Origin of the sequence: Bacteroides sp. DH3716P, from assembly GCF_025914115.1 — a bacterium.
Classification (GTDB): domain Bacteria; phylum Bacteroidota; class Bacteroidia; order Bacteroidales; family Bacteroidaceae; genus Bacteroides; species Bacteroides ovatus.
On record NZ_CP083673.1, the window covers coordinates 6,164,504 to 6,189,870 of the forward strand.

At 44.6% G+C, this 25,367-nt stretch carries 13 protein-coding genes and 1 tRNA gene; 2 read left to right on the forward strand and 12 right to left on the reverse strand.

The annotated features are described in order from the left end of the window. Window positions 1-664: 664 nt before the first annotated feature. A complete protein-coding gene (locus KQP79_RS23710) occupies window positions 665-1,114 on the forward strand; it encodes a hypothetical protein (protein WP_004305184.1) in 450 nt (149 codons plus the stop codon). A gap of 301 nt (window positions 1,115-1,415) precedes the next feature. Next, complete coding sequence (locus tag KQP79_RS23715; protein ID WP_008649428.1) at window positions 1,416-3,980, forward strand: outer membrane beta-barrel family protein; 2,565 nt, start codon at window positions 1,416-1,418, stop codon at window positions 3,978-3,980. Between the two features lie 27 nt (window positions 3,981-4,007). Here the strand turns inward: KQP79_RS23715 and KQP79_RS23720 are convergent, their stop codons facing one another. The 12 genes from KQP79_RS23720 to KQP79_RS23775 form a co-directional block, all read right to left on the reverse strand. Then, a complete protein-coding gene (locus KQP79_RS23720) occupies window positions 4,008-5,381 on the reverse strand; it encodes a glucoamylase family protein (RefSeq protein ID WP_004305180.1) in 1,374 nt (457 codons plus the stop codon). Window positions 5,382-5,429: 48 nt separating this feature from the next. Continuing rightward, on the reverse strand, window positions 5,430-7,739 hold the full coding sequence (bglX, locus tag KQP79_RS23725; RefSeq protein ID WP_061448010.1) for a beta-glucosidase BglX: 2,310 nt from the start codon (window positions 7,737-7,739) through the stop codon (window positions 5,430-5,432). Window positions 7,740-7,881: 142 nt separating this feature from the next. Further along, window positions 7,882-9,414: a RagB/SusD family nutrient uptake outer membrane protein gene (locus KQP79_RS23730; protein ID WP_009039765.1), complete on the reverse strand. Its 1,533-nt coding sequence runs from the start codon at window positions 9,412-9,414 to the stop codon at window positions 7,882-7,884. A gap of 64 nt (window positions 9,415-9,478) precedes the next feature. Continuing rightward, a complete protein-coding gene (locus tag KQP79_RS23735; RefSeq protein ID WP_138344003.1) occupies window positions 9,479-12,544 on the reverse strand; it encodes a SusC/RagA family TonB-linked outer membrane protein in 3,066 nt (1,021 codons plus the stop codon). A 181-nt stretch (window positions 12,545-12,725) separates the two neighbouring features. Next, entirely contained in the window at window positions 12,726-13,616 is an 891-nt protein-coding gene (locus KQP79_RS23740; protein WP_008642866.1) for a carbohydrate kinase family protein, read from the reverse strand. A gap of 56 nt (window positions 13,617-13,672) precedes the next feature. Beyond that, window positions 13,673-13,757, reverse strand: a tRNA-Leu gene (locus KQP79_RS23745). Window positions 13,758-13,830: 73 nt separating this feature from the next. Continuing rightward, window positions 13,831-14,865 carry a S41 family peptidase gene (locus tag KQP79_RS23750; protein WP_008649432.1) on the reverse strand — a complete coding sequence of 345 codons (1,035 nt, stop codon included), beginning with the start codon at window positions 14,863-14,865 and terminating at the stop codon, window positions 13,831-13,833. A 45-nt stretch (window positions 14,866-14,910) separates the two neighbouring features. Beyond that, the gene (locus KQP79_RS23755; protein WP_008642868.1) at window positions 14,911-15,771 is read right to left on the reverse strand and encodes a DUF3316 domain-containing protein; all 861 of its coding nucleotides are present in this window, start codon (window positions 15,769-15,771) and stop codon (window positions 14,911-14,913) included. Then, window positions 15,771-18,416, reverse strand: coding sequence for a DNA gyrase/topoisomerase IV subunit A (locus tag KQP79_RS23760; protein ID WP_004309592.1), 2,646 nt, complete (start codon window positions 18,414-18,416; stop codon window positions 15,771-15,773). The genes KQP79_RS23755 and KQP79_RS23760 overlap by 1 nt, the downstream gene beginning before the upstream one ends. A gap of 135 nt (window positions 18,417-18,551) precedes the next feature. Beyond that, window positions 18,552-19,880 (reverse strand): MFS transporter, encoded by a 1,329-nt coding sequence (locus KQP79_RS23765; RefSeq protein WP_004309593.1) that lies wholly within the window; start codon window positions 19,878-19,880, stop codon window positions 18,552-18,554. 101 nt (window positions 19,881-19,981) lie between these two features. Then, window positions 19,982-21,733 (reverse strand): RagB/SusD family nutrient uptake outer membrane protein, encoded by a 1,752-nt coding sequence (locus tag KQP79_RS23770; RefSeq protein ID WP_004309594.1) that lies wholly within the window; start codon window positions 21,731-21,733, stop codon window positions 19,982-19,984. A gap of 22 nt (window positions 21,734-21,755) precedes the next feature. Then, the gene (locus KQP79_RS23775) at window positions 21,756-25,241 is read right to left on the reverse strand and encodes a TonB-dependent receptor (protein WP_138344005.1); all 3,486 of its coding nucleotides are present in this window, start codon (window positions 25,239-25,241) and stop codon (window positions 21,756-21,758) included. Window positions 25,242-25,367 lie beyond the last annotated feature (126 nt).

Sequence of the window (25,367 nt, forward strand, 5' to 3'; positions counted from 1 at the left end):
CAATCATCTTTTTCAGATTTACCACAACGTTTCCAGAATACTCCATTATTTTATTCAAAACCGTACAGAGAATGAGCCAAACCCGTACGGGAATGAATCAATTTTTAGGGATATGGCTGTCCTGAACCAAATCCCCAAGAATTATAATTGAGCTGGCTTGCTGAATATACATAACTTCCAGCATTTATTTCCATATTTCCACCACATTTAAAAAAATATGTATATCTTTGTCACACGCTTTCTGCTCATCAGCGTGATGAAATTAGCGGGAGGCGCTATATATTACTTAAATTAGGAATATGTAAGTGTTATCTCTCGGAATCAGAATCTAGCGATTTAAACCAAGGAGAGATGATGCGACAGATGTTCCACGTTAACGGCTTATATCAACATATCCGTAAAAGATGTGTTATATATAAACGATTGACGTGGGTGTCTGTTGTCATTATTATCTTTTGGGAGGGTTTCGCTAGGCCTTGATTCCGGATAATGGTGCAACAGCATTCACGTCTTTTTTGTGTCCGGTCGGTTATGATTACCCCTAAAAGTCTAACCTAAACAATTCCCCGTCCGCCCGAAATACAGAAAACGTGGATGTCCGTTGTGCCACATAAACAAAATAATACTCCATTTTTATTGTGGAACACATTAAAACAAAAGCATTATGCCAAAATGGATTAGCGTAGAAGAAGCGGCGGCCAAGTATGGAATCAACAAAGAAGTAATCTGGCTTTGGGCGGATATGAAAAGATTCCCAATGTCGTATGAGAAAGGTATCACCACTGTTGATGAAGAAAGCCTTATCGGATTCCTGCATCAGAATAAGGATCGAGTTACAGCCGAGTATATCGACACATTGGAAGACCTATGTATTGAAAAAGCAAATATCTGTAACTTATATGCTGAAATTATTGGCTGTCAAGACAAAGAACTCTTGTATCAAAGAGAGCAAATAGCTCGAATGAAAGAGATACAAACAGCTATGAAAAGGCAAAACAGCCGGCTCCGGGATTGTGAGAAAGTGTTCACGAAATATGAAGAGAACTTTAGTACCTGCTGGGTTGGAAGAATCTGCGCTCACTTAAGGCGGCTGATATGGTTGATACGACGGTAAATACCATTCTATCTCCTTTTAAATAAGGAATAACCGATACCGTTGAGCGGAAATGTCTAAAAGTACTCTTGAATAGAAAATTTAAAGATGCCCATGAATAGATATATTTAAAGATATCCCTAAATAGAAATGTTTAAAAATACTAGAAATATACTGTAGTAAGATTTTTTATCCATTCGTTTTATATTCTTAACTCCGAAAAATTCGTAAGTGTAGATAAACCAACTACTTTTGGCTCTCGAATTTGCAGCATTTTTGAATGTCTTGCGTCTAATAAACATAAACTAATATATTTCTAGTCATGAAACACAGACTGTTACTACTAATTCTATTCGTATTCGCTACCTCCGTGGCGGCGGGGTGGGCACAAAAATCCACAGCTCCTTCTTATACAGTCAAAGGAGTACTTATTGATTCTTTAACACAAGAGGGAGAACCGTATGCTACCATCAAAATAGCAAAGAAAAATGCTCCGGATAAAGCAGTCAAGATGGCGGTGACTGGGGCGAATGGTAAATTTCAGGAGAAACTGAATGTCGCTGCGGGCAATTACATCATCACTATTTCTTCGATTGGTAAAGCGCCGATAGTAAAGGAATTTACTCTAAAACCGTCCGTGAAGGAGGTTGACTTGGGCACAATGATTTCTTCAGAGGCCAATAACGTATTGAAAGGAGTGGAGGTAGTTGCACAAAAACCTTTGGTAAAGGTAGATGTGGATAAGATTGAATATAATATTGAAGATGACCCGGACTCAAAATCGAACAGTATATTGGAGATGCTTCGGAAAGTGCCTTTGGTAACGGTGGATGGAGAAGACAATGTACAAGTAAACGGCAGTAGCAGTTTCAAGATACATGTAAATGGAAAGCCCAATAATATGATGAGTAATAATCCGAAGGAAGTACTGAAAAGTATGCCGGCAAACACGATCAAATATATTGAGGTGATAACTTCACCGGGAGCTAAATATGATGCGGAAGGTATCGGAGGTATTCTGAATATCGTCACAGTAGGTTCCGGATTTGAAGGATACACGGCTACTTTCAGAGGAAATGCTAATAATAACGGAGTAGGTGCCGGCACTTACGCAATGGTGAAACAAGGTAAACTGACTGTTTCTGCCAACTATAACTACAATTATAATAATAGCCCGCGCAGCTATTCCGACAGTTATCGCGAAAACTACGAACCGGATAAAGAGAATGAAAAATATCTGGAATCGGAAAGTAGCTCCAAGTCGAAAGGGAATTTCCAGTATGGCAATTTGGAAGCCAGTTACGAGATTGATACGTTGAGGTTGCTGACCGTGGCTTTCGGAATGTACGGTAGCAGTGACAAAAGTAACAGTGGCGGAAATACGATTATGCACGGAGCTGATCGACAGGATTTTGCGTACCGTTATAGAACCGACAATCATGGAAAAGGGTCATGGTATTCTATCAACGGAAATATAGACTATCAACGTACTTCCCGAAAAAATAAAGAACGGATGATTACGTTTTCTTATAAAATCAATTCCCAACCCCAAACGAATGATTCATATAATACTTATCTGGACATCGAGCCTGATGAGAATAAACTGGATATCATTAAAGAATTGTCATTAAAGAATTTCCATTCGGACGGAAAGACAAATACGATGGAGCAGACTTTCCAGGTGGACTATACTACTCCGATTGGAAAGCTGCATACAATTGAAACCGGTGCCAAATATATTTTCCGACGTAACTCCAGTGATAATCGGTTTTATGAAGCCGAGGGAGCAAGTGAAAACTATGCATATAATGAGAATCGTAGTAGCGAGTACCGTCATTTGAATCATATTCTCTCTGCTTATGCCGGATATACGCTGAAATACAAGGGATTTACTTTCAAACCGGGATTACGTTATGAGCAAACCATACAAGAGGTGAAGTATCTGGTGGGTCCGGGCGAGAACTTTGATTCGAATTTTAGTGATCTGGTTCCTTCCGTTTCCTTGGGAATAAAACTAGGAAAGACGCAGAATTTGCGTGGTGGATATAATATGCGTATCTGGCGTCCGGGTATCTGGAATTTGAATCCTTATTTCGATAATCAGAATCCGATGTTTATCAATCAGGGAAATCCGAACCTGAAGAGTGAGAAGAGTCATTCGTTCGACTTGTCTTACAGCAGTTTTACGTCCAAGTTCAACATCAATCTTTCTTTGCGTCATTCTTTCAATAACAATGGAATTGAAAGAATCAGCCGTTTGATTACTGATAAAGACGGAGAAATCTTTGAAGATGGGCATAAAGCTCCCTACGGTGCACTGTATAGCACATACGGTAATATCGGAAAGAGCCGGGAAACAGGATTGAACTTTTATTTGAACTGGAACGCTTCTCCTAAAACGAGAATTTACGTCAATGGACGTGGCAATTATAGCGATTTGCGGAGTCCTGCCCAAGAGTTGCACAATTATGGATGGAATGCTTCTGCTTATGGAGGAATTCAGCAGACCTTACCGGGAAAAGTACGTTTGAGCCTGAACGGCGGAGGTAGCACACCCCGAATCAGTTTGCAGGGAAAAGGTTCAGGATATAGTTATTATAGTTTGGGATTGAGCCGTTCTTTCCTGAAAGAAGAACGTCTTTCTTTGAATATTTATTGCAGCAATGTTCTGGAGAAATACAGAACTTACAATAACCACACAGAAGGAGCTAACTTTATTTCGAAGAGTTCGAGCAAATATCCGAGCCGGTATTACGGTTTCAGTATTAGCTATCGGCTTGGAGAGTTGAAAGCCAGTGTGAAGAAAGCCGCACGAAGCATCGACAATGACGATGTGAAAGGTGGCGGCGGAGGAGGTGGAAACACCGGTGGTGGAGGTGGTCAGTAGACCACTTCCGCACACCGAGATTCCCTCTTATTTCTGTCTCACGTCTTGCTTGTTGGTGTTAAAACCAAGTTTGGTTAATCCGGCCTGTACGTCGGGATGGCTCATGAAGAGTTTCCACAATAATCCGCTCCGGTAGTTTTCGATCATGACAGCAATAGGACCCTGGTCGATAGCCAGATAACGTTGCGGATACCAATTGTCCGTTTCGCTGAAAGCATCGTAGAATCCGAAAGGACCGAACACTTTATCTCCCATACCATATAGATGGCGCATCACTTGCATGGAATATTCCGGTGTATAGACAATGGATGAAAGCGCGGCGGTAGGGGAGATTACTCCTTTGTCCTCCTGCTCATTGGGCGAATGAGCCGCATATCCATCGACGGAGTAGCTGGCAGTCAGTCCCCAACAATCCGGTCCGAAACCTTTGTAATGTTTAGGGTTGCGGATGCAGTAAGCACGGTTCACCAGTGTCAGGTTGCGCATTTCGTGGAAGTAGCTGGGACAGTATTCATCTTTTAGTCCCACCGGATCAAGTCCGAGGAAAGAGTATTGAGCCCAGAAAAGCGGTCCGGCTTCGGTGCCCTGATAGCGGAGGTGCAACTCGATTCCTTCCACTTTATGCGGAGAAACGATGGCTCCGTTCTGTGCCCAACCGTCATGATAGACAGCCGCAGGTACTCCGTGTGTAGGAGAAGCGGCGGCAAGAATATACATAATCATACATTCGTTGTAACCGTGTACAGGGAAATTCATTTCCCAGCCATACGTCGGACTCCAATGCCAGTAAAGAACGTTTTGCCCGCCTTGCCGATACCAGTTCCAGTCGACATCCCGCCAAATCTGGTCGATCCGTTGGGCGAGGGCTTTCTCTTTCTCGTTTCCGTTGACGTAATATTGGTGTACGGCCAGTAGCCCTTGGATGAGGAAAGCGGTCTCTACCAGATCGCCCCCATTATCTTTCTGACCGAATGGTTTCACCTTGCCCGTATCACCATACCACCAATGAGGGTAGGCTCCATGGAAACGGTCTGCCTTTTCGAGGAAAGAAACGATGCGTTCCATTCGTGCCAGTCCCTCTTCGCGGGTGACGTAACCGCGTTCGATTCCCGCAAGGATAGCCATGATGCCGAAGCCGCTGCCGCCGGAAGTGACTACGTTGGCATCGTTTTCTGGATAAACGCCGTCCACATGATAACGTTCGGGAGCCAAGCCGCTATTCGGCTCGGCACCTTCCCAGAAATAGAGGAAAGTCCGTCGCTGGACGGTATCCATCAGGGCGTCGTCCGATAACGAGTCGGTGGCTGCGGAAAGGTTGTTGCTTTTGCTTTTCCCTTTACAGCTCTGGAAAGTCAGGGCAACGGCGGATAGAAATAGTAACATGAGCGGAAGTGCACTCATTTCTATTATTCTTTTATATTTATCGTTCATAATCAAGGTGATAAAAGTTTAGTTTAACGTGAACTTCGCGGTTTTCACATCACGGCTGTTCGTACCGATCATCACTTCAAAGTCGCCCGGTTCGGCAACCAGTTGCAAGTCATAATTATAGTATCGAAGCATTTCCGGAGCAATCTTGAAACGGACAATCTTCATTTCACCCGGTTCCAGGAATATCTTTTGGAAACCTTTCAACTCTTTGACGGGACGGGTACTGCTACCCACAACGTCGCGGATATAAAGCTGTACCACTTCCGAGCCGGGCCATGTTCCGGTATTGGTAACCTCCACTGCCGCGGTCAACGAACCGTTCATGTCCATGGAAGAATGACTCAAGTCGATGTCACTGTAAGAGAACGTCGTATAAGAAAGGCCGTAACCGAACGGATAAAGCGGATCATTATCCACATCGAGATAGTTGCTGCGGAATTTCTCGAACCATTTGCCATCTTTCAATGGGCGTCCGGTATTTTTATGCGCATAATAAAGAGGTATCTGGCCGACATTCTTCGGGAAAGTCATAGTCAGTTTACCACCCGGATTGACGTAACCGAAGAGGGCGTCACCAATGGCGTAAGCGGCTTCACTACCTCCGAACCATACATTCAGAATAGCAGGCACATGCTCCTGTTCCCAATTCAGCGTAAGCGGACGTCCGGTGAATAACACCAGTACCACCGGTTTGCCTGTCTTTAAAAGCTCTTTCAACAGATTCTGTTGTACGTCGGGAATATTCAAGTCTGTACGACTGCTGCTTTCACCGCTCATTTCAGAAGATTCGCCTAGCGCTGCGATGATGATATCCGACCGACGGGCTACGTTCAATGCTTCGTCCAGTAACTGCTGGTCGGTGCGGTTGTCACGGTTCAGGGAACGGCCGAACATCGTTGCCCGTTCTTCGTAACTTGCATCACTAATCAGGTTGCTTCCTTTAGCGTACATGATATTCGCTTTTCCGGCTGTCATCTCTTTCAATCCTTCTACCAAAGAAGGGCAACGGTCGAGCACAGCTGCTACGCTCCATGTACCCGGCATATTGCTACGGCTGTTTGCCAACGGACCGATTACTGCAATATTTCCTTTAGGGTTGAAAGGCAACAACGGATTTCCGTTCGGATTACCGTCGGGACTGTCATTCTTTAGAAGAACGAAACTTTCTGCTGCAATTCTGCGGGCTGCATCACGATGGGCTTTGGTAAAGATGTCGCGTGCCGGACGTTTCGGATCGCAATATTTATAAGGATTATCAAACAATCCCAGTTTATATTTGGCTTCCAGAATACGACGGCAAGCCGTATTCAATGTTTCCATAGAGACTTTTCCTTCCTGAACGGATTTCTTCAGTGTCCCTACAAAACCCTCGCTTACCATATCCATATCCACTCCGGCGTTGATGGCACGGGCGGATACTGTCTGAAGATCACCGATACCGTGGTCGATCATTTCTGAAATGCCCGTATAATCAGTTACCACAAAACCGTTGAATCCCCACTGTCCGCGGAGAATATCCGTCATCAGCCATTTATTGGCAGTGGCCGGAATACCGTCTACTTCATTAAAAGAAGCCATCACGCTGCCTACACCCGCTTCAACGGCTGCTTCATACGGCAGCATATAATCATTGAACATTCGTTGGCGGCTCATATCCACGGTGTTATAGTCGCGGCCGGCTTCGCCTGCCCCATATAACGCAAAGTGTTTTACGCAGGCCATGATTTCGTCATTCCGTTCCATGTTTTTCCCCTGATAGCCGCGCACCATTGCTTCGGCAATCATGGCACCGAGAAACGGGTCTTCGCCACTACCTTCGGATACGCGTCCCCAACGAGGGTCACGTGAAATATCCACCATCGGGCTGAAAGTCCATGAGATTCCATCAGCACTTGCTTCTACAGCCGCAATGCGGGCAGACTCTTCAATGGCTGTCATGTCCCAGGTGCAAGACAAACCGAGCGGGATAGGGAACATCGTTTCGTATCCGTGAATAACGTCCATCCCGAACAATAACGGAATACCCAGCCGGGAATCTTCCACAGCTTGTTTCTGTACTTCACGTATTTTCTCTACTCCTTTCAGATTGAACAATCCTCCCACTTCGCCTTTCTTGATTTTTGCGGCGATGTCGCTGCTTTTAGCCTGTCCCGTAGTGATCTCTCCGGTGACAGGAAGGTTTAACTGTCCGATTTTTTCTTCCAGCGTCATTTTATTCATCAATGCGTCGATGAAACGATCCATATCCTGTGGCGACTTTTGTGCCGACGCGGTTAGAAAACCTGCGGCAAACAACAGGACGGATAGACTTAACTTTTTGTATATCATATTATTATAGTTGCTTTTATCTCTATTCATATAAAGTCCTCCTGATGCGTTGAATGTTCGGCACCGAGGAGGACATTGTTCGACACCGAGGAACAGTAGTTTCGGCACCGAGGAAACAACCGTTCGGCACCGAGGAACTTTCTTATTGGTAGTCGGGGTTCTGTACCAACACTCCCTTAGACTTGTCGATCTCTGTCTGCGGCAGTGGAAGCAGTGCGTTTTTGTCCTGATAATTGGTTTTACCGGCTGCGTGCAACACTTCTTTTGCAATGCCCCAACGAACGAGGTCGTAGAAACGGTCGAATTCCAACCCTAATTCCACACGGCGTTCGTGGCGGATGGCCTCACGCAATTCTCCCTGATCGGTAGTCGTCACTTTAGGTAATATATTGGTATTGGTGCCTCTGGCGCGTGCGCGTACTTGTTCCAAATAGTCGATTGCTTCACCCGGAATACCTTTTTCATTAGCTGATTCGGCTCCCATCAGCAGTACATCTGCGTAGCGGATCAGACGAATGTTTACCCAATAACCTTTATTGGTATATTCTTTACGTAATGCCGGGTCGGTATAGGCTTTCTTATTGAAATAAGCACCCATTGCCGGGGAAACCGGAGACTCGCCGTATGGTTCGTTGGTGTTTTCCGGTGTGATAGGATCGCTGTCCGAGTGGCGGAAGTAGAGTAGGGTAGAGTTTTTGCGTGGATCACCCTGTTCGTATGCTTGCGCCATATACTCTGTTGCCATGTGCCATCCCCAGCCCAAGTCCCATTGACCTGCTCCGCGTACACCTTGTACTTCACAGAACTGGCTGCCGATAACGGTACTTTGAGGAAGAGCGGCAGTAGCTGTACATTGCAACTCGAATATAGAACCTCCGTTATTTTCACCATCGTCCGTGAAAATCTCATTATACGGAGTCTTTAGGTTGTAGAGCCCCTTTTTGATGACATCGGTGGAGGCTGTGTACATATTGTTCCAGTCGTTGCGCATCATATAAGTACGCGCATGTAAGGAACGGGCAGCTCCCCAAGTCAGTCGTCCGGTGTATTCGCTGCTCCATGTTTCCGGCAATGACTCTTCTGCTGTTTTCAGGTCCTTGTCGATTTGCTCATAGATTTTATCAGCACTTGTCTTCGGGATATTGGCTTCCGAAGCATCGTTGATTTTATAAGTCACCAAAGGAACTTCGCCGAAAGCTCTTACCAGATTGAAGTAGCAATAAGCACGGAAGAAAGAGGCCTCTCCCTTATTGATGATGTCTTCAGTTTCTGTTTGTCCGGCTGTTTCTTTTTCTGCAATGGCATCAAGAATCTCATTACATTGGTAGATGATGGCATAATTCTGTCCCCAATAAGCACCCAGTAGGCCGTTGGTCGGTGTATACACAAAATCATCATACATTTCGGCTACATCAGAGCCATCGCTGGCGATACTTCCTTTTTCCGAATCTTCCGAACGGAAACAGTGGATGGCAAAAGCAGGAGGACCGGCTGTCACATTATAGTTACGCATCATCGTATAGACATTATAAATCTTACCGTTGACCAGAGCGTTCGGATTATCATCTTCCGTAAACTGTCCTTGTGGACTACGATCCAGAAAGTCACTACAGCTGCCTAGAAATAATGTAGTTGAAGTAATAAGGGCTGCAAATATATATTTATTCAGTTTCATATAATGATAGTTTTAAAGATTAAAGTTGTGTTCCGCATGGAAAACTGGCAGTGGCACCTTGCCACTAGAATGTTAGGTTGATACCGAAGGTGTAGACTGCAGGTACAGGATAACTACCGTTATCTACTCCGAAAGCGGTGGCGGTTCCTCCGAGTTCGGGAGTATATCCGGTATTATGTTTCCATGTCTTCAGGTTCTGTATGTTGACATAGACTTTCAGGGCTTGCAGACGTATTTTGGCAATTAAGCTCTTGTCGAACGTATAAGCTAACTGTACATTACGGATACGGAAGAAACTACCGTTCTCAATGTAATAGTCAGAGTTGAGGTTGTTGATGGAATGTTTGGTGTTCAGCAACGGTTGGGTGTTGGACGTACCTTCTCCGTGCCAGCGGTCCAGGCGTTGTTCCAGGTAGTTGAACTGGGCAAAATTGTAGTTATCCCATGTACGGAAAATCTTGTTTCCGCCTTGTCCCATCATGTCGATGCCTAACGACCAATTCTTGTAGTCTACTCCGAGAGAAAAACCGTAAGTGACCTTTGGAGTCGGGTTACCTATCATGGTACGGTCTTCTGGGGTGATTTCTCCGTCACCGTTCACATCGGCGAATTTCAGGTCACCGGGGGTAACGGTAGCCAGTGTATTTTTGGGTGATGCGTCAATATCTGCTTGTGACTGATAAACGCCTGCCACTTTATAACCATAGAAATATCCGATAGGATAACCTGCCATTGTGTAACTTTGCTGCTTATCTCCGGCAATGATGGAGTATCCTTCCTGAACAAGACTTTTTACCTCATTCTTGATAGTAGTCAGGTTGGCACTGACGGAATATCCCCAATCACCAATCTGATCGCGCCAGGTGACAGCCATTTCCACTCCTTTATTCTGGATCTCTCCCAAGTTTCCGATACCAGGGATAGTTCCGGAAATTCCGGGAACTTCGGCTAACAAATCTTTGGTATTCTTCTTATAGTAAACACCCTCAAAATGCAAGCGGTTGCGAAGCAGGTTCGTTTCAAATCCGGCTTCCCAGGCTTCTACTTTTTCCCAACGCAGGTTAGGATTAGGAAGATAGGCAAGCTGGTATCCGGGATAAATGATGGACGGTTTACCGAATACGGCCGAATAAGCATTGGTCAATAAGGGTTCGGCAGGATAGGCTTTATCCAGGTTCTGGTTTCCTAACGTACCGTAAGATGCTTTGATTTTCAACATATCCAGCCATTTGATGTCTTTCATAAATTCTTCTTCGGACATCAGCCAACCTCCACCCAGCGAGAAGAAGTTCTGCCATTCATTTCCTGTGTAGGAGAAAGCGGAAGAACCATCCCGGCGGAAAGAACCGTTGAACAAGTATTTGCCTTTATAGTTGTAGATCACGCGTGCAAGTACGGATAATGTACTGCGTTCCCATTGAGTACTTCCATTGGTAGCGGTAGCTGCATCGCCGATGCTGACAAACCATTTGTCCGGATTATCCGGAATAACCAGTCCGACCCCCTGCTTGCGTGCTCCGTCCAATCGGCTCAACGAATTATAATAGGTAGTAAAACCGGCGGTAGCTGTCAGGTTATGATTTCCATTATCAAAGCTGTTGGTGTATGTCAACAGGTAGTCACTCTGAACTTTTGTTTCATTCTCTTTAAACTGGCTGACCTCGGTCTTGCCTGTTCCCAAAGTAGAGATCCCTCCGTTGACAGCGGCATCGTATACTTTTACGATCGGTGTATATGTCCGTCCGTTGTTCGACGCATAATCCATGGAGAACATCGCTTTGAACGTGAAATGTTTCAGGAAGTCTACCTCACCATAAATATTACCGGATGCCCGGTAGTTTTCCGCTTTGGTAGTATTCGCTTTTAATTCGACGTCTACCATCGGGTTGTTGATCTGCGCTTTCTGGAATTCGGGCAGAGCCGTATATAATCCGTATTCGTTGTTATATACCGGAGCGATAGGAGTTGCACGCAGGGCATTCAACACCTGTTTGGAATCTGCAGGAAGCATACGTGCTCCGTTGAATTGGAAACCGACTTTCAAAAAGTCCGTAATCTTATAATCATTACTTGCGTTGATGGTTACCTTGCTGAATTTTTCATGCTCGATGTTTCCTTGTTCGTAAGAGTAGCCCACTCCCAGGTAGAAACTATGTTTGGGCGAAGCCCCTGTAATACTGATGTTATTGTTTGTAATGAAAGCAGTCTGGAAAATTTCGTCTTGCCAGTCGGTATTGGCATCCCAGCCGGTATAATCGAAAGGATCGTCTCCTTGATTGGCGAGCTGTTCGTTATATAGTTCCTTGAATTGTGAACCATTCACCAGTTTCACTTTATCCACCACTTTCTTGAAACCGAAAGAAGTATTGATATTGACCAGCGTCTGCCCCTCTTTGGCTTTCTTTGTGGTAATGATGATGACACCATTCGCACCGCGAACACCGAAGATAGCCAGAGATGACGGGTCTTTCAGGATTTCCATAGATTCGATGTCCTCCGGATTCAGGAAATTGATGTTGTCATTGAATAATCCGTCGACAATGTACAGCGGTTTATATCCGTTGATGGAGTTTGTTCCGCGAATACGTATTTCCGGATCAGATCCGGCCCGGCCGGAGTTGACAATCTGCACACCTGCTACCTTTCCCTGCAGGGAAGACAGCGGATTCATTGCCGGTTTGTTGGCTAACTCTTCTCCTTTGATATTGGTGATAGAACCTGTCAAGTCTCTTTTCTTTGCACTACCGTATCCGATAACGACTGTTTCGGCTAGTACTTGTGAATCTTCTTTTAAAGTGACATTGATGACGTTCTGTGTCCCCACTTTAATGGTTTGCGAAGTCATCCCCACGTATGAAAATGCCAGTACGTCCTCCGGTGTGACAGAGATTGAATATTTACCGTCCATATCCGTGATGGTTCCGGTGGAAGTTCCTTGTACGAGTACCGATGCACCGATCAATGGTTCATTGGCAGCATCCGTCACTGTTCCTGTCACCGTCTTTGTCTGTGCAAAGACCGATGTGGAGGTCAATAGCAGGCAAACAAGCGTCATGATGCTCCTTGACCTGATGGCTTTTTTCTGAAGATGTTGTAAAAGTCTAGTCCTCATTGCATTAAATTTTTCCATTTGTTATTATTTAGGTTGAAGTCTTTTTTCTGCCGTCTTTTGGCGAGAGTAACAAAGGAAACAAACGAAATTCAAAAAAGATTTGGGAAAAAAGAGAGGATGCTTGTTTTTAACACAAAAGGGTGAGGAGACTGTTGAAAAAGTTCAGACATGAACCGGTGTGGTTCATGCCTTTCCTGTTTTAAAACATTTGTTCCGCAGTGGTCATACATTGAATGACGTCTTCTTTGCTGCCATTGAAAGGACCTGATTTCTCTATTTTTAATGTAGACATGGCGGCTGCAAAACGACCGGCTTCTTCGATGCCGGCACCTGATACCCGTTGATATAAATAGCCGATGGTATACGTGTCTCCACATCCCGTTGCGTCTACCACTTCTCTGGGCTTATAAGCCGGAATACGATAGAAGTCTTTTCCGTCGAAGATAAGTGAGCCCATGCCGCCTAATGTGACTAATACTTCTTTCACTCCCCATTCATATAATTGGCGGGCAGCTTCATGCGGGTCGGAAAGACCGGTCAGTACTTCCATTTCATGCTCGTTGACTTTGAGGAAATGAATATATTGCAAGGCTTCTCTCTTATCTGTCCAGTCCACCGGATAGACGTGGGTGTCACGCACTTCACGTAAATAGCCTTGTGAGTCTACTGCAATCAACCCTTTTTGAGATAGTTCTTTGATTACTTCCAATGAGAAGTCGTCAGCCAGCAGAGAGCCGAGATGGTAGATTTGCGCATCTATCTCTTTCAACTGACTGGCTGTGAACGGATCGGCTTTCGCTAATACCCGTTGGGTACGGTCGTCCGGATTGGCTCCATAGATGTTCTCGAAGTATACGGAGTGTTTGCTCGGTAAGGCAGTTACGTTAATACCCACTTTGCGCAGCTGCTCTACAACTTTCATTTCAGTGGCACCTACTGCCGTTACCAGCGCATAATCGATATCATTAAAATGGCGGATGGCATGTGAGCAATAAAAAGCTGTTCCTCCCGGCATGTAGACAGTGTTTTGAGGAGTGACTACTTTGTCTAATGTGATGTGACCGATGCAGCAAAGTTGATGTTTATTCATGTTTAACTAATTAAAAAGCCTCCAAGATAGTATCTTGAAGGCTTATAGTTTATTTTTGGTGCGGATGATAGGACTCGAACCTACACGCCTCACGGCACCAGATCCTAAGTCTGGCGCGGCTACCAATTACGCCACATCCGCATGTGTAGCTTTTTTGTTTAGCGGTGCAAAGATAGGAAGATTTTCTGATTTGGCAAATAATTCGACAATAAAGTTATTCACTTAAGATTTCGAATGCTTTTTCAATCAGAGTGTCTTTGTGCTTAAGTTGATCTGATTCAGACATATTGATGGCAATGTCCGGCTCAATACCTTCTTCCAAGGGTTGCTTGTTTTTGTCGAAATGCGGACTGGCGGAGAAACGGACGCTCCATCCATTAGGTAATTCCGATGAGAAGGGAAGTCCCGAACCACCTCCGGTCCAGTCACCTAACTGGATGATTCTTTTCTCTTCGTTGTCCTTGTTTAAACTGCGCATCGCATTCACAAAATCATTGGTGGCACTATAACAACGACGATTGGTCAGAATGATTACTTTCTTCTGCCACCGGATGCTGTTGGATGGTTCCAGATAGATCGGCTCCATCTTGGAGAAATCATTATGTCCCGGTCCGGTTTTGTGCTGTATATATCCGGTAAGTGTTTTCTCGTTGGTAAACCGGGCGGCAATGCGGGTGGAGTTGGTCAGGTTTCCGCCTCCGTTATCACGTACATCGATGATTAATCCGTTGCAGGTGGCCAGGTAGAGGAGAACTTCATCCAAGTTGCCATCGCCCACTCCGGAACTGAAACTTTCATAACGAATATATCCTATATTATTATCGAATATTTTATACTTTAAACCGGCGGATGTATAGTATCCTGTGCTGGCACTGCCCAGATAAGTTTGATAGAGAATATCTTCCCGGTAGTTCCAGTCGTAACCCTGATACCATTCATCGTAGAAAGAAGTACGTTTGGCAGAGGATAGATTGACATGTCCGTCTTTTAAAATGTATAGCATCTGGCTTAGGATGTCGAACAGGTCGTCATTAGACATTGTCGGAATAATCAGTGGGCTATATTTGTCGTGAACGGCATCCCAGTCAATACCTTTTGCTTCCAGAAAACAATACTGTTCGTCGATGATCTTCCATAGTTGTTCGAAGTTTCCTACAGGATCATTGGCGTAGTCTTCTTCTCCGATGCAACCGGTCAATACCGGAAGACAGCAGAGCAGCCAAAGCATTTGTCTAATCTTATTTCTCATTCTTAATTGATCTCACTTGAAGTTTCAACATTAAATTTTGTTCTCTTAGTAGGCTCTGACCGATGAAGGCAAAGCTGTTCCTTTTTTGTTTCGGATACGGTATAGGTCTTTCACAAATCCTACCATGAATACGTGCGAGTAGGTATGTGTCTTGATATTGTTTACATTGGATTGTTGCAAATCAGCCAGATAGCTGAATCGCATTTTTGTATATCCTATCGGTAAGTCGACCGAGAGCATCTGCCGCAGTGAAGGCTGGTTGTGCAGGGAGGTGAACTTTATCACTCCACTCGAATTTCCCAGAGAGAATATCTCGTAGTAAGATTGTCCGTAGTGCGGTGAGAACATTACTCCCATCACCGGTAGATTGACTTGATAGCGTAATACCATCGGGTACCGTTTGATTTTCAAATGCCAGATAGCCATTCCGGAAGCATCCAAATTGACGTATGCCCGTGCGGATGCCGGATTGTTGGTGTTCCGGAGATTATAGACAAAGCCTCCGTTGGCATCTATCAATCCTCCGGCTAATAATTTGAAATTCTCCGTCAGTCGAAACTGGTAGTGTAATCCGTAATTCCAGTTGACTAATCCGGAGAAGGTGTTATTGTTATCGGCACGGTTATGGGTATAACCGATGTCTGCCTGAAAGAAATTCTGCACAGACACATTTCCATCGAATAACTTAGTCATCCGAATCGTCTCGCGGGAAATACGGAAGTCAATTCCTTTGTATTCCTGCGGTGAAAGATAGGTGTCGAATACGTTGGTAAATCCTACACCGTACATGGTGGCACGTGTTACATACCGATGGGTTTGCAGACTGTCAATCTGCGCTTGTAATCTGGTGCAAAGGGCGAACAGGATGCATCCTGTCAGCCCCAGATATATTAGTTTTTTCTTCATCAGAATAATTTCATCTGCCCGGTGATCTCATCAATAATATCGCCTTCGCTCTTATCACTGTCCGGGTCCAGATTTTCCGGTTCCTCTTCCGGGCTTTCCTGCTGCTCTTGTTCAGGTTCGGGGAAGCGGGTCGGTTCAAGTTCGTTGATCGTATCCACGGTATAGGTCGTGATGCGTTTTCCTTTGGCTTTGAACCCTTTGACAGCTATGAATTCATCTGCATCGATATCCAACGGATCACGGAAGCTGTCGTGTCCGCCAAATATAACTTCCAGACGCGGATAGTACTCATCGGTCAGCAAGATGAGACGGTTATTCTTATTCTCTCCCAGATAGTTCTGTTTGCGGTTGGAGGCCTCGAAGCAGAAACGTTTCAGGTACGGGTAATTCTGTTGATCGGCATCATAAAGTGCAGCGGTCCATACCTTATGGGGATCGAATTTCTCAACGATGCTCACATTGTCTTCGTAGTGATTGCTCAAATCGAAGTTGGTGGTGTAGAAATCACCATTGTTCAGTACAACCAGTATGGAGTCGTCACTTTGGAATTCTCCCAGGTATTCGCCGCGTCCATCATAGTTGAGGCGAAGTATGTCACGGTCGAACCAGACTTTACGTCCACCGAGAGTAGAGCCGCCTTTCTGTTTCAAGGATATTTTGTGTACCGGCAAGCGGGTGAGAATTATCCCCCGTGCCTGGCGTCCCTTGATACTGACTTCGCTGAAGTCATGCTCGAAGATGATGCGGCGTACACGCGGGTTCGGCTTCAATGTCACTTTGATAATTTCGGCTTCTCCGTTCGGGTTGGCACTGAAATAGGTAATTCGTGAATCGGGAGTTCCCAGTGTCACATCATATTCGCGGTCGCGGACCACGGAAGTTACGGCGAAACGTTTTACGTAGGTCGTTCCTTCTTTTCCGTCGCGGTAGGCTACGTTGTAGATTGTACGTTTATCGTTCTTCTTGAATACATTGACATAAAGAACGTTCTTACCGACAAATTTCTTATCGGCAACGGGGGTGACGATATATTTACCATCACGGAAGAAGATAATGACATCGTCGATATCCGAACAGCAGGCTACGAACTCATCTTTCTTCAAGGTCGTTCCGATAAATCCTTCTTCACGGTTGATATAGAGTTTCTCGTTTGCTTCTACTACTTTGGCTGCTTCGATGGTGTCGAAGTTTCGCAATTCCGTGTGGCGCGGGAAATTCTTGCCGTATTTGTTCTTCAGCATCTGATACCAGTTGACGGTATAATCCACGATGTGAGCCAGGTGGTTATCAATCTCGGCAATTTCCTCTTTCATCTTGGCGATCAGTTCATCTGCTTTGTCTGAGTTGAATTTCAGGATACGCCCCATTTTGATTTCCATCAACTTGAGAATATCTTCTTTCGTAACTTCACGGATAAATGTCGGATAGTAAGGTGTCAGACGTTCGTCGATATGTGCACAGGCTGCATCCATGTCTTTGGATTGCTCGAACTCTTTATCCTTATAGATGCGTTCTTCGATAAATATCTTTTCGAGAGAAGAGAAATGCAGGGATTCCAGAATTTCTCCTTTCTTGATTTCCAGCTCCTGCTTCAGCAAATCCATCGTATTGTCTGCCGACTTTTTCAGGACTTTGCTCACAGTGAGGAAATGTGGCTTACTGTCATCGATAATACAGCAGTTGGGCGAGATACTTACTTCACAGTCAGTGAAAGCGTACAGAGCATCAATCGTTTTATCTGATGAGGTGCCGGGTGCGAGGTGCACTAATATTTCTACGTTGGCAGCCGTATTGTCGTCTACCTTACGAATTTTGATCTTTCCTTTATCAACAGCTTTCAGGATAGAGTCGATCACTGTCGAAGTCGTCTTTCCGTATGGAATTTCTGTGATAGCAAGCGTTTTATTATCAATCTTGTTGATCTTGGCACGTACTTTCACGGCTCCGCCACGCTCTCCGTCGTTGTATTTGGCTACATCGATAGAGCCTCCTGTCTGGAAATCAGGATATAGTTGGAATTCCTCTCCGCGTAAATAGCTGATAGAGGCATCACAAAGTTCGTTGAAATTGTGTGGTAAAATTTTTGAAGAAAGTCCCACGGCGATACCTTCCACTCCCTGTGCTAATAATAACGGGAATTTCACAGGAAGAGTGACCGGTTCCTTGTTTCGTCCGTCATAAGAAAGTTTCCATTCGGTAGTTTTGGGATTGAAGACAACATCCAGCGCAAACTTGGACAAGCGTGCTTCGATATAACGGGGAGCAGCTGCGCCGTCTCCGGTGAGGATATTACCCCAGTTACCCTGACAATCGATCAACAGGTCTTTCTGTCCCAACTGTACCAGGGCATCTCCGATAGAAGCATCACCGTGAGGGTGGAACTGCATGGTGTGTCCCACAATGTTAGCCACTTTATTATACCGTCCGTCGTCCAGACGTTTCATTGAATGTAAAATACGTCGTTGCACAGGCTTTAAACCGTCATTGATATGAGGCACGGCACGTTCCAGTATAACGTATGAAGCATAGTCCAGAAACCAATTCTGGTACATGCCTGTTAACTGATGCTTTACGTTTTCGTCCCGCGTGTCCGCCGGTTTGTAGTCTGAATGTCCTTCCGTTATCTCGTTGATTTCGTCACTCATATATCAATCTTCGCTTTGCTTTAACAACAAATTATCTTCCTGAACATCAAAAAAGGGGATGTCCACGCAAAAATACGAAATAAATTCATATGAGGACGAAAAGAACTCACGTTTTTTATGATACTGACAGTTCTGTTAATCCTTTGATTTCACATTCCATACCAATAAAGCAAAAAAGACGGAGAGTAATGCGGCTCCGATCCAAAAAATATTGATATAAGAAAAGTCATAGATTTCTTTGCCATCGACAATGCTTTTATGCCCTCCTATGAGAATACCGCTCATAATATCCTGTATACCTGCCCCGATGTAACTGGCAATACCTACGATTCCTAATGCTGCACCTGAAGCGTTCCGGGGAGCAATGTCAACTGCCATCAATCCGCCCAAGAAACAGAGGAGTACTCCGATCGCAGTACCGAACAGTACCATGGATAACGCGTCTACCCAAAAGTGGACACCCGGAACTAATAGAAACAGACAAAGTGCCATTACATTCATCAGACCGAAGATGAGTGCAGGAGCATTTCTGCGCCCACTGAAAAACTTGTCGGAGATGACACCGGAAAACATTGTACCGATAATTCCACAAACCGAACCGATAGAAATGATAAAACTGGCGTCCAGTGTAGAATATCCTTTCTGGGTTTCCAGATAGAAGACTCCCCAGCTGTTTACGGCATAGCGGCTGACGTACATCAATGCACTCGAAATGGCAAGTATCCAAATTGCGGGCATCATTAGAGCTTGCCGTTGTGCCTTGTTGAAATCGGCAGCATCACCTGTTTCACTTTGCATTTGTGGATGATTGACGGCAGGCAGCCCTTCACTTTCCGGAGAATCATGAAAGAATCTCCAGACGATTAATGCCCCGATTATTCCGATACTTCCGGCTCCAATGAAACCGTATCTCCATCCTAAAGCACTGACAATGGAGGCGACAATAATGAAAGTCATTGCTTCCCCGATGTTGTGGCTTGCCGACCAGAAGCCATAGAACGATCCCCGTTTCTTATTTTCAAACCAACGGGATAATCCGACTACGCAAGAAGCAGTCCCCATTGACTGAAACCATCCGCTGATTCCCCATAATATGGCGAATAGAATGAAAGAGTGGGTGAATCCTAGGCATAAGTTTGCCAGGGCTGTAATTAGCAGTCCGGTGGACATGAAACGCCTGATATTGCTGCGGTCTGCCAGAAATCCGTTAGTGAATTTTCCGATAGCATAGGTGAAAAATAACACTGCTCCGATAATACCGAGCTCTGTTTCTGAAAAGATTCCTTCTTCAACAATCGGTTTCTTTACTACATTCAGGCTTAGCCGACAGACATAATAAATACCATATCCGGCTGTGGCGGAAAGAAAGGTAGCCCACTGCAATCTTTTAAGTTTTTTCTTGTCTTTTTTAAGAGGAGTCGCAGGAGTGCTGATGTGATAAAATTTGATAAGTTGTTTTAACATGGTGGTAGGATTTGATAGCCTAGTGAAAGGCGATAGTAATGGGAAGGTGTATCGATTATCTTCCGATACACCTTCTGATGAAGAAATAAATAAAGAGTTAGTTAGTAGCTTAGTCCATCTTCCCAACCCGGATTTTGGGTTAGAATGCCTTGTGTAAGTACGCGCTGGTCAGCAGGGATAGGCCATAAGTAGTCTCTTTCCTCTTTCCAGTCTTTGCCATAAGTAACTTTGGGGAATCCGATAATATAACCGGATGTTCCGTTGGAGAGATAGATGTCCTTATCCAGTTTCTTTTTATTATCACATTGGGAGGTCGCTGTGGTTTCGTAGATTTCCAGATCAGGCTTCCCGTCACCATCCATATCGTATGTTCCTACTCCGGGAACATAAATACCGTAGTAAGGTACGTAATGATTGAACATTTGTTTACCTTCTTTCCAACGGAATAAATCCCATTGTCTCAACCCTTCCATTACTAGTTCAATTGTACGTTCGCGACGGATTTCGAGAATGACGCCCTTATTCGTTCCCTGCTCAACATTCGGATAGCAAGCTGCCAGATAAGGATCAGGGTTACTGTTGGCATCCGTAAGATTCAGATCCGGCATTTTAGCCCGTTCTCGAATTTTATTGATAGAGATATCCAGGTCTTCTTGTTTGAGTGTTCCCAGTTCGGCTTTGGCTTCGGCATAATTCAGGTAGACTTCCGCTGCTCGCATCAAAGGCCAATCGGAGGTACTTTTAGCGGCTCCGTCATGATCTTTGGTACCTACAAATTTGATAGGTCTGTAGCCGCAATAAGCAGTTAAGTCATTGGCGGTCACGGTTGTTTCTCCTTTTTGGATATAGTTCGGACAAAGTACGGTTTGTTGCAGGCGTGGATCGCGGTTTTTCACCTCGTCTGTGTAAAACATTGTTTCATATCCTTGTTTATCAGTGAAACGTGTTCCGTCCGCCATCAGGTAGTGATTCATAAACCGGCGGGTAAATCCCATTTGCAGGTTAGCGATGCTGAATTGTACGGAGTGTGATAATTGCAAACCTTCGAAGTTATAAGCTCTTGCCAGTACGACTTCTGTGGTTTTGGCGTTGTCGGCACAGAACATATCTCTGTAAGGTTCCGTTCCTTCTTTATACAGGCTGAAGCCGCTTTCGTCAATAAACTGCCGGGCAGTGCTTGCTGCAATTTCCAGGTATTTCTCATAATTATCCAGTCCATGGTATTTCCGATAAGTCCCTTCATAAAGTGCAGCTTGACTGGCAAATGCCAATGCCGCCCATTTAGTGACTCTTGTGTTCCGAGTTTCTGTGCTTTTGGTCGGCAAACTGGTAGCGGCATCTTGGAAATCTTTGAGTACTTGATTCATCACAAACTCGCGGGAATCCCTGGCTTTGACTAATAATTCCTGATCTTCCGAACCCAGCACTTGATCGTACCAGGGTACATCTCCATAACGGCGTACCTTTACGAAATAGAAATAAGCTCTGAAGAATTGGGCCACTCCATTATATTGATTGCGGGCGGTTTCATCATCACAGTTGGAAGAATGTTGCAGGAAGTAATTAATGTGGCGGAGTTTGGTCCATGACCATCCGGTTTCGCTGGCAGCCGAACGGGTTCCTTCAATTACCTGTCCCATGCCTTTGTCGATCATATCATCTGCATTTGTACCGGCTGAAGCATCTGGCTCGTCCAGTAAGGTATAAAATTGATTGGTCCATAATTCCAGATCGGATTTGTTTTGAAAGTAATTCTCTGGTGTCACTGCATTTTCCGGTAGGAGTGTCAGGTCACAGCTATTGAATAGGGCTACGGCCATTCCCAGAATTATTATTTTGTTGATAGCTTTCATACTATATCTGATTAGTCATTAATTAAAAAGTTATATCTACTCCAACAGTGTAAACACGCGGGTAAGCATATCCCGAACCCGTGTTGGATGAGTAAGTGCTACTGGAGATTGCCAATTCCGGGTCGATAGTTTTGTTATGCTTCTTCAGAGGCGACCAATAGTATAGATTTTCTCCCGATACGTAAACACGAACCTTTTCAAAAATACGTTTACTGATAGGCAGTGTATATCCAATAGAGAGATTCTTGAAACGCAGATAAGCGATATTCTGTATATATCGGTCGTTTACGGTGCCGAGTGAACCGCCTGAATAGGATTGATAACCTCTGATACGTGGGAAGAAAGCATTTCTGTTGTCTTCTGTCCAGCAGTCTTCCGGAAATGATTTTTCTACAAATGAGGTAGAAGGGAAAGAATATGGTCCCCAGAATGAATTTGCTCCCTGTGAGGTGGTACTATAAGATGGGTACCAGTCTCTTTTACCAATTCCCTGGAAGAAAGCGGATACGTCGAAACCGTTCCAGCTCGCATCCAGACGGAAAGAATAACTGTATCTGGGAGTTGTGTTTCCAATGATTTGTTTATCACCAGGATCGTCTACTGTTCCAGCTCCGGCCCCAATCACATTGTCACCGTTTAAGTCAGCAAAGCGTACGTCACCGGCACGCAGATAACCGTCGACCTTACTGCTATAAACACGTCCGTTCACGACTTTGTCATTGATCTTTGCCTGATATTCTGCTGCTTCCTTATCTGTTTTGAACAATCCGTCTACATGGTATCCCCAGATTTCTCCCATCTTCTTGCCTACATAATGGTCGGAGATCAGTTTGTCCGGATTATTGTATTTGGTGATTGTCCGTTGGTAATCTCCCAATGTAGCTTGTATTCCATACCTGAAAGGTTTATTGGCCACTTTGAACGAGTCGTTCCATGAAACGGATAATTCCCATCCGTTTGTCCGTAAGTCGGCACAGTTGGCTTTTGGGGTGGAAGCACCGTATACATCCGGTAACGTCAATGAAGTAGTTAGCATATCTGTTGTTTTACGAACGTAATAGTCGGCACTCATACTTAAACGGTTTCTAAGGAATGACATATCCAATCCGACATTGTAGGTTGTAACGGTTTCCCAAGTCAGTCCGGAAGAAATCGGGTTGGAAATCTTTGCGTAATATGCTTTGCCTTCTCCGTCGAAAGTATAGCTGAACTGATTGTCCGAAGTGATTGTCTCCAGATAAGCGTAATAATCTACCTGCTGGTTCCCCAGGCTACCGACGGATGCGCGTAACTTCAGGCTGCTCCACCAGTCGCTTACCGGTTTGAAAAAGTTCTCTTCGGAGATTCTCCATCCGGCAGATACTGAAGGGAAAACTCCCCATCTGTCTCCTTCTGCGAACCGGGAAGAACCATCGGCACGACAGGATACTTCGAGCAGGTATTTACCCATGTAATCATAATTGATACGGCCGAAGAAACCAAGCGTTTTATAGGCGCTGATATCTTGTGATACGGTAAGTACACTTTCAGGAGTTACTGCCGAGAAGGAGTCGAGGTTATCATTGGACAGGTTAGTCATAGAAGTGTTTTTGTTGACATTGCGGTAAGTCTCATACTGGCTACCTGCCACTATTTTAAGATTGTGTTTCTTTGCCCATGAATGTTCAAATGTTGCATAATAGTTCAACATGTGAGTAACAGGGAAAGATTCGTCTTCCTCATAATTATTAAAGATACTTCCGGAAGTGAAAGTTTGTGTCACTCCCTGACTGCGTGAATACTCAAATGAATTGTTGCGATAACGGTACAATTGCTTTCTTTGTTGGTAACTGTAGTTGGCGGTCAGAGTCAGTCCCTGTAGTAACGTAATGTCAATCTGATTGACAACGGACAAGAGTGTTCTGGATTTGCTGTTATGACCTCTTCGTGACGTTAGGTATCCGCCGTCACCGGCTCCCAAGGGAGAGTTGGCATAAAGTTGGTTGGTATATTGCACAATCGTTCCATCCGGATTGAAGGGGACGAATGAGGGACTGATATTTGATTCTAGGCGGGCAATAGTCATTGCGTAGTTGGAAGTACCGTTATAATTGTAATTGTTATTATCCAGTCCGATATTTGTCGACCATTTGATCCATTTGTTTAGTTGAGCATCCATTTTGGCACGGAACGAATAATCCTTATAAAGGTCTTTGTCGATGTTGAACATACCATATTGCTGGTAGTAACGTCCACTGATATAGTAATTCACCTTTTCGCCACCTCCGGTGATAGAGACATTGTGTTCCATCTGTGGGCGGGTACGATTGTAGAAGTATCCATACCAGTCCGTATTTCCATAATAATAATATTTCCCGTCTTCTCCGATTTCCACCCATGGACGTTCCGGATTCTCAGTCATATCATTCCGGCGGTCATAGAGTTTCTGGAGCTCTTCATCTTCGTACAAGTACATATTCACGCCATTGTATGCATGGTAGAACTTGTTGGCGAAAGTGACATAATCGTATCCGGTACGGATAAAATCAGTGGAAGTCGTGTTCTGTGTCCATCCAAATCGACCGTTGTAGCTGATTTTGGCTTTTCCTTTTGTTGCAGCACTTCCCGATTTGGTGGTGATAAGTACCACACCTGCAGAGGCCTTTGCTCCATAAATGGCACATGAAGATGCATCTTTCAATACGGAAATCGACTCGATGTCATTTGCATTGACTTGGTTCAGTGGAACTTCTACACCGTCGCAAAGTACTAATGGCGTACCGCCATTGACAGAGATCCCTCCGCGAATGTTTAATGAATAGCCGGACTCGGGAGAACCGGTGCCGAAAGTCAGATTTACAGACGGATCGGCTCCTTGTAATGCATTGGCGGCAGATACTACCGGGCGGTTGTTCAGTTCTTTGCTTGAAATGGTGGATACAGCACCTGTCAGATTACTTCTGCGTTGGCTACCATAGCCCACTACAACTACTTCGTCAATCATCAGACTGGAAGGTACCAGACGGATTGTCTTAGTCTGACCGTCTTTTACATGAACTGTCGCTACCTCATAGCCTACATACGAAATATCAATAGTCGAAGGAATGGAAGTCTCCAGAGAGAACTTTCCATCCAAGTCGGTAATTGCTCCCTGTGCGGTTTCTTTGTTCATCACCGAAGCACCGATAACGGGATTTCCTTCTTCGTCATAGACAACCCCGGTGATTGTCTGCTTCTTTTTCTCATCGGACTTTTGCTGGCTGGTATCGGACTTTTTACTGATGATGATGCTATGTCTGTTGATGGTATAGCTAACATTCTGTCCCACGAATATCTGATCCAAAACGACCTTGATAGGCGCATTATTGGCATTGATTGACACCTTCTTACTCATGTTGATCTCGGAAGATTTGATTACAACTGAATAATTCTTGGTCTTATGTAAAGCTTCTATCGCTTCTTTTACAGTAACATTCTTTAATTGTAAGGTTATGTCTTGTGCTAGAATAGGTTGAGAGAAAAATATCATCACACAAGCAAACCAGATTGTCGATATATATTTTTTATGGCACTTATATACGACTCAACACCTAGCCTTGTGCCATAACTTTTAGTTATAATAAAAAAGCTCTTTCTAGTTGGTGTTAACTGGAAA

Coding starts and splice junctions, on each gene's coding strand:
- KQP79_RS23710 (WP_004305184.1), top strand. CDS start 665: ATGCCAAAATGGATTAGCGTAGAAGAAGCGGCGGCCAAGTATGGAATC.
- KQP79_RS23715 (WP_008649428.1), top strand. CDS start 1,416: ATGAAACACAGACTGTTACTACTAATTCTATTCGTATTCGCTACCTCC.
- KQP79_RS23720 (WP_004305180.1), bottom strand. CDS start 5,381: ATGAGTGCACTTCCGCTCATGTTACTATTTCTATCCGCCGTTGCCCTG.
- bglX (WP_061448010.1), bottom strand. CDS start 7,739: ATGATATACAAAAAGTTAAGTCTATCCGTCCTGTTGTTTGCCGCAGGT.
- KQP79_RS23730 (WP_009039765.1), bottom strand. CDS start 9,414: ATGAAACTGAATAAATATATATTTGCAGCCCTTATTACTTCAACTACA.
- KQP79_RS23735 (WP_138344003.1), bottom strand. CDS start 12,544: ATGGAAAAATTTAATGCAATGAGGACTAGACTTTTACAACATCTTCAG.
- KQP79_RS23740 (WP_008642866.1), bottom strand. CDS start 13,616: ATGAATAAACATCAACTTTGCTGCATCGGTCACATCACATTAGACAAA.
- KQP79_RS23750 (WP_008649432.1), bottom strand. CDS start 14,865: ATGAGAAATAAGATTAGACAAATGCTTTGGCTGCTCTGCTGTCTTCCG.
- KQP79_RS23755 (WP_008642868.1), bottom strand. CDS start 15,771: ATGAAGAAAAAACTAATATATCTGGGGCTGACAGGATGCATCCTGTTC.
- KQP79_RS23760 (WP_004309592.1), bottom strand. CDS start 18,416: ATGAGTGACGAAATCAACGAGATAACGGAAGGACATTCAGACTACAAA.
- KQP79_RS23765 (WP_004309593.1), bottom strand. CDS start 19,880: ATGTTAAAACAACTTATCAAATTTTATCACATCAGCACTCCTGCGACT.
- KQP79_RS23770 (WP_004309594.1), bottom strand. CDS start 21,733: ATGAAAGCTATCAACAAAATAATAATTCTGGGAATGGCCGTAGCCCTA.
- KQP79_RS23775 (WP_138344005.1), bottom strand. CDS start 25,241: ATGATATTTTTCTCTCAACCTATTCTAGCACAAGACATAACCTTACAA.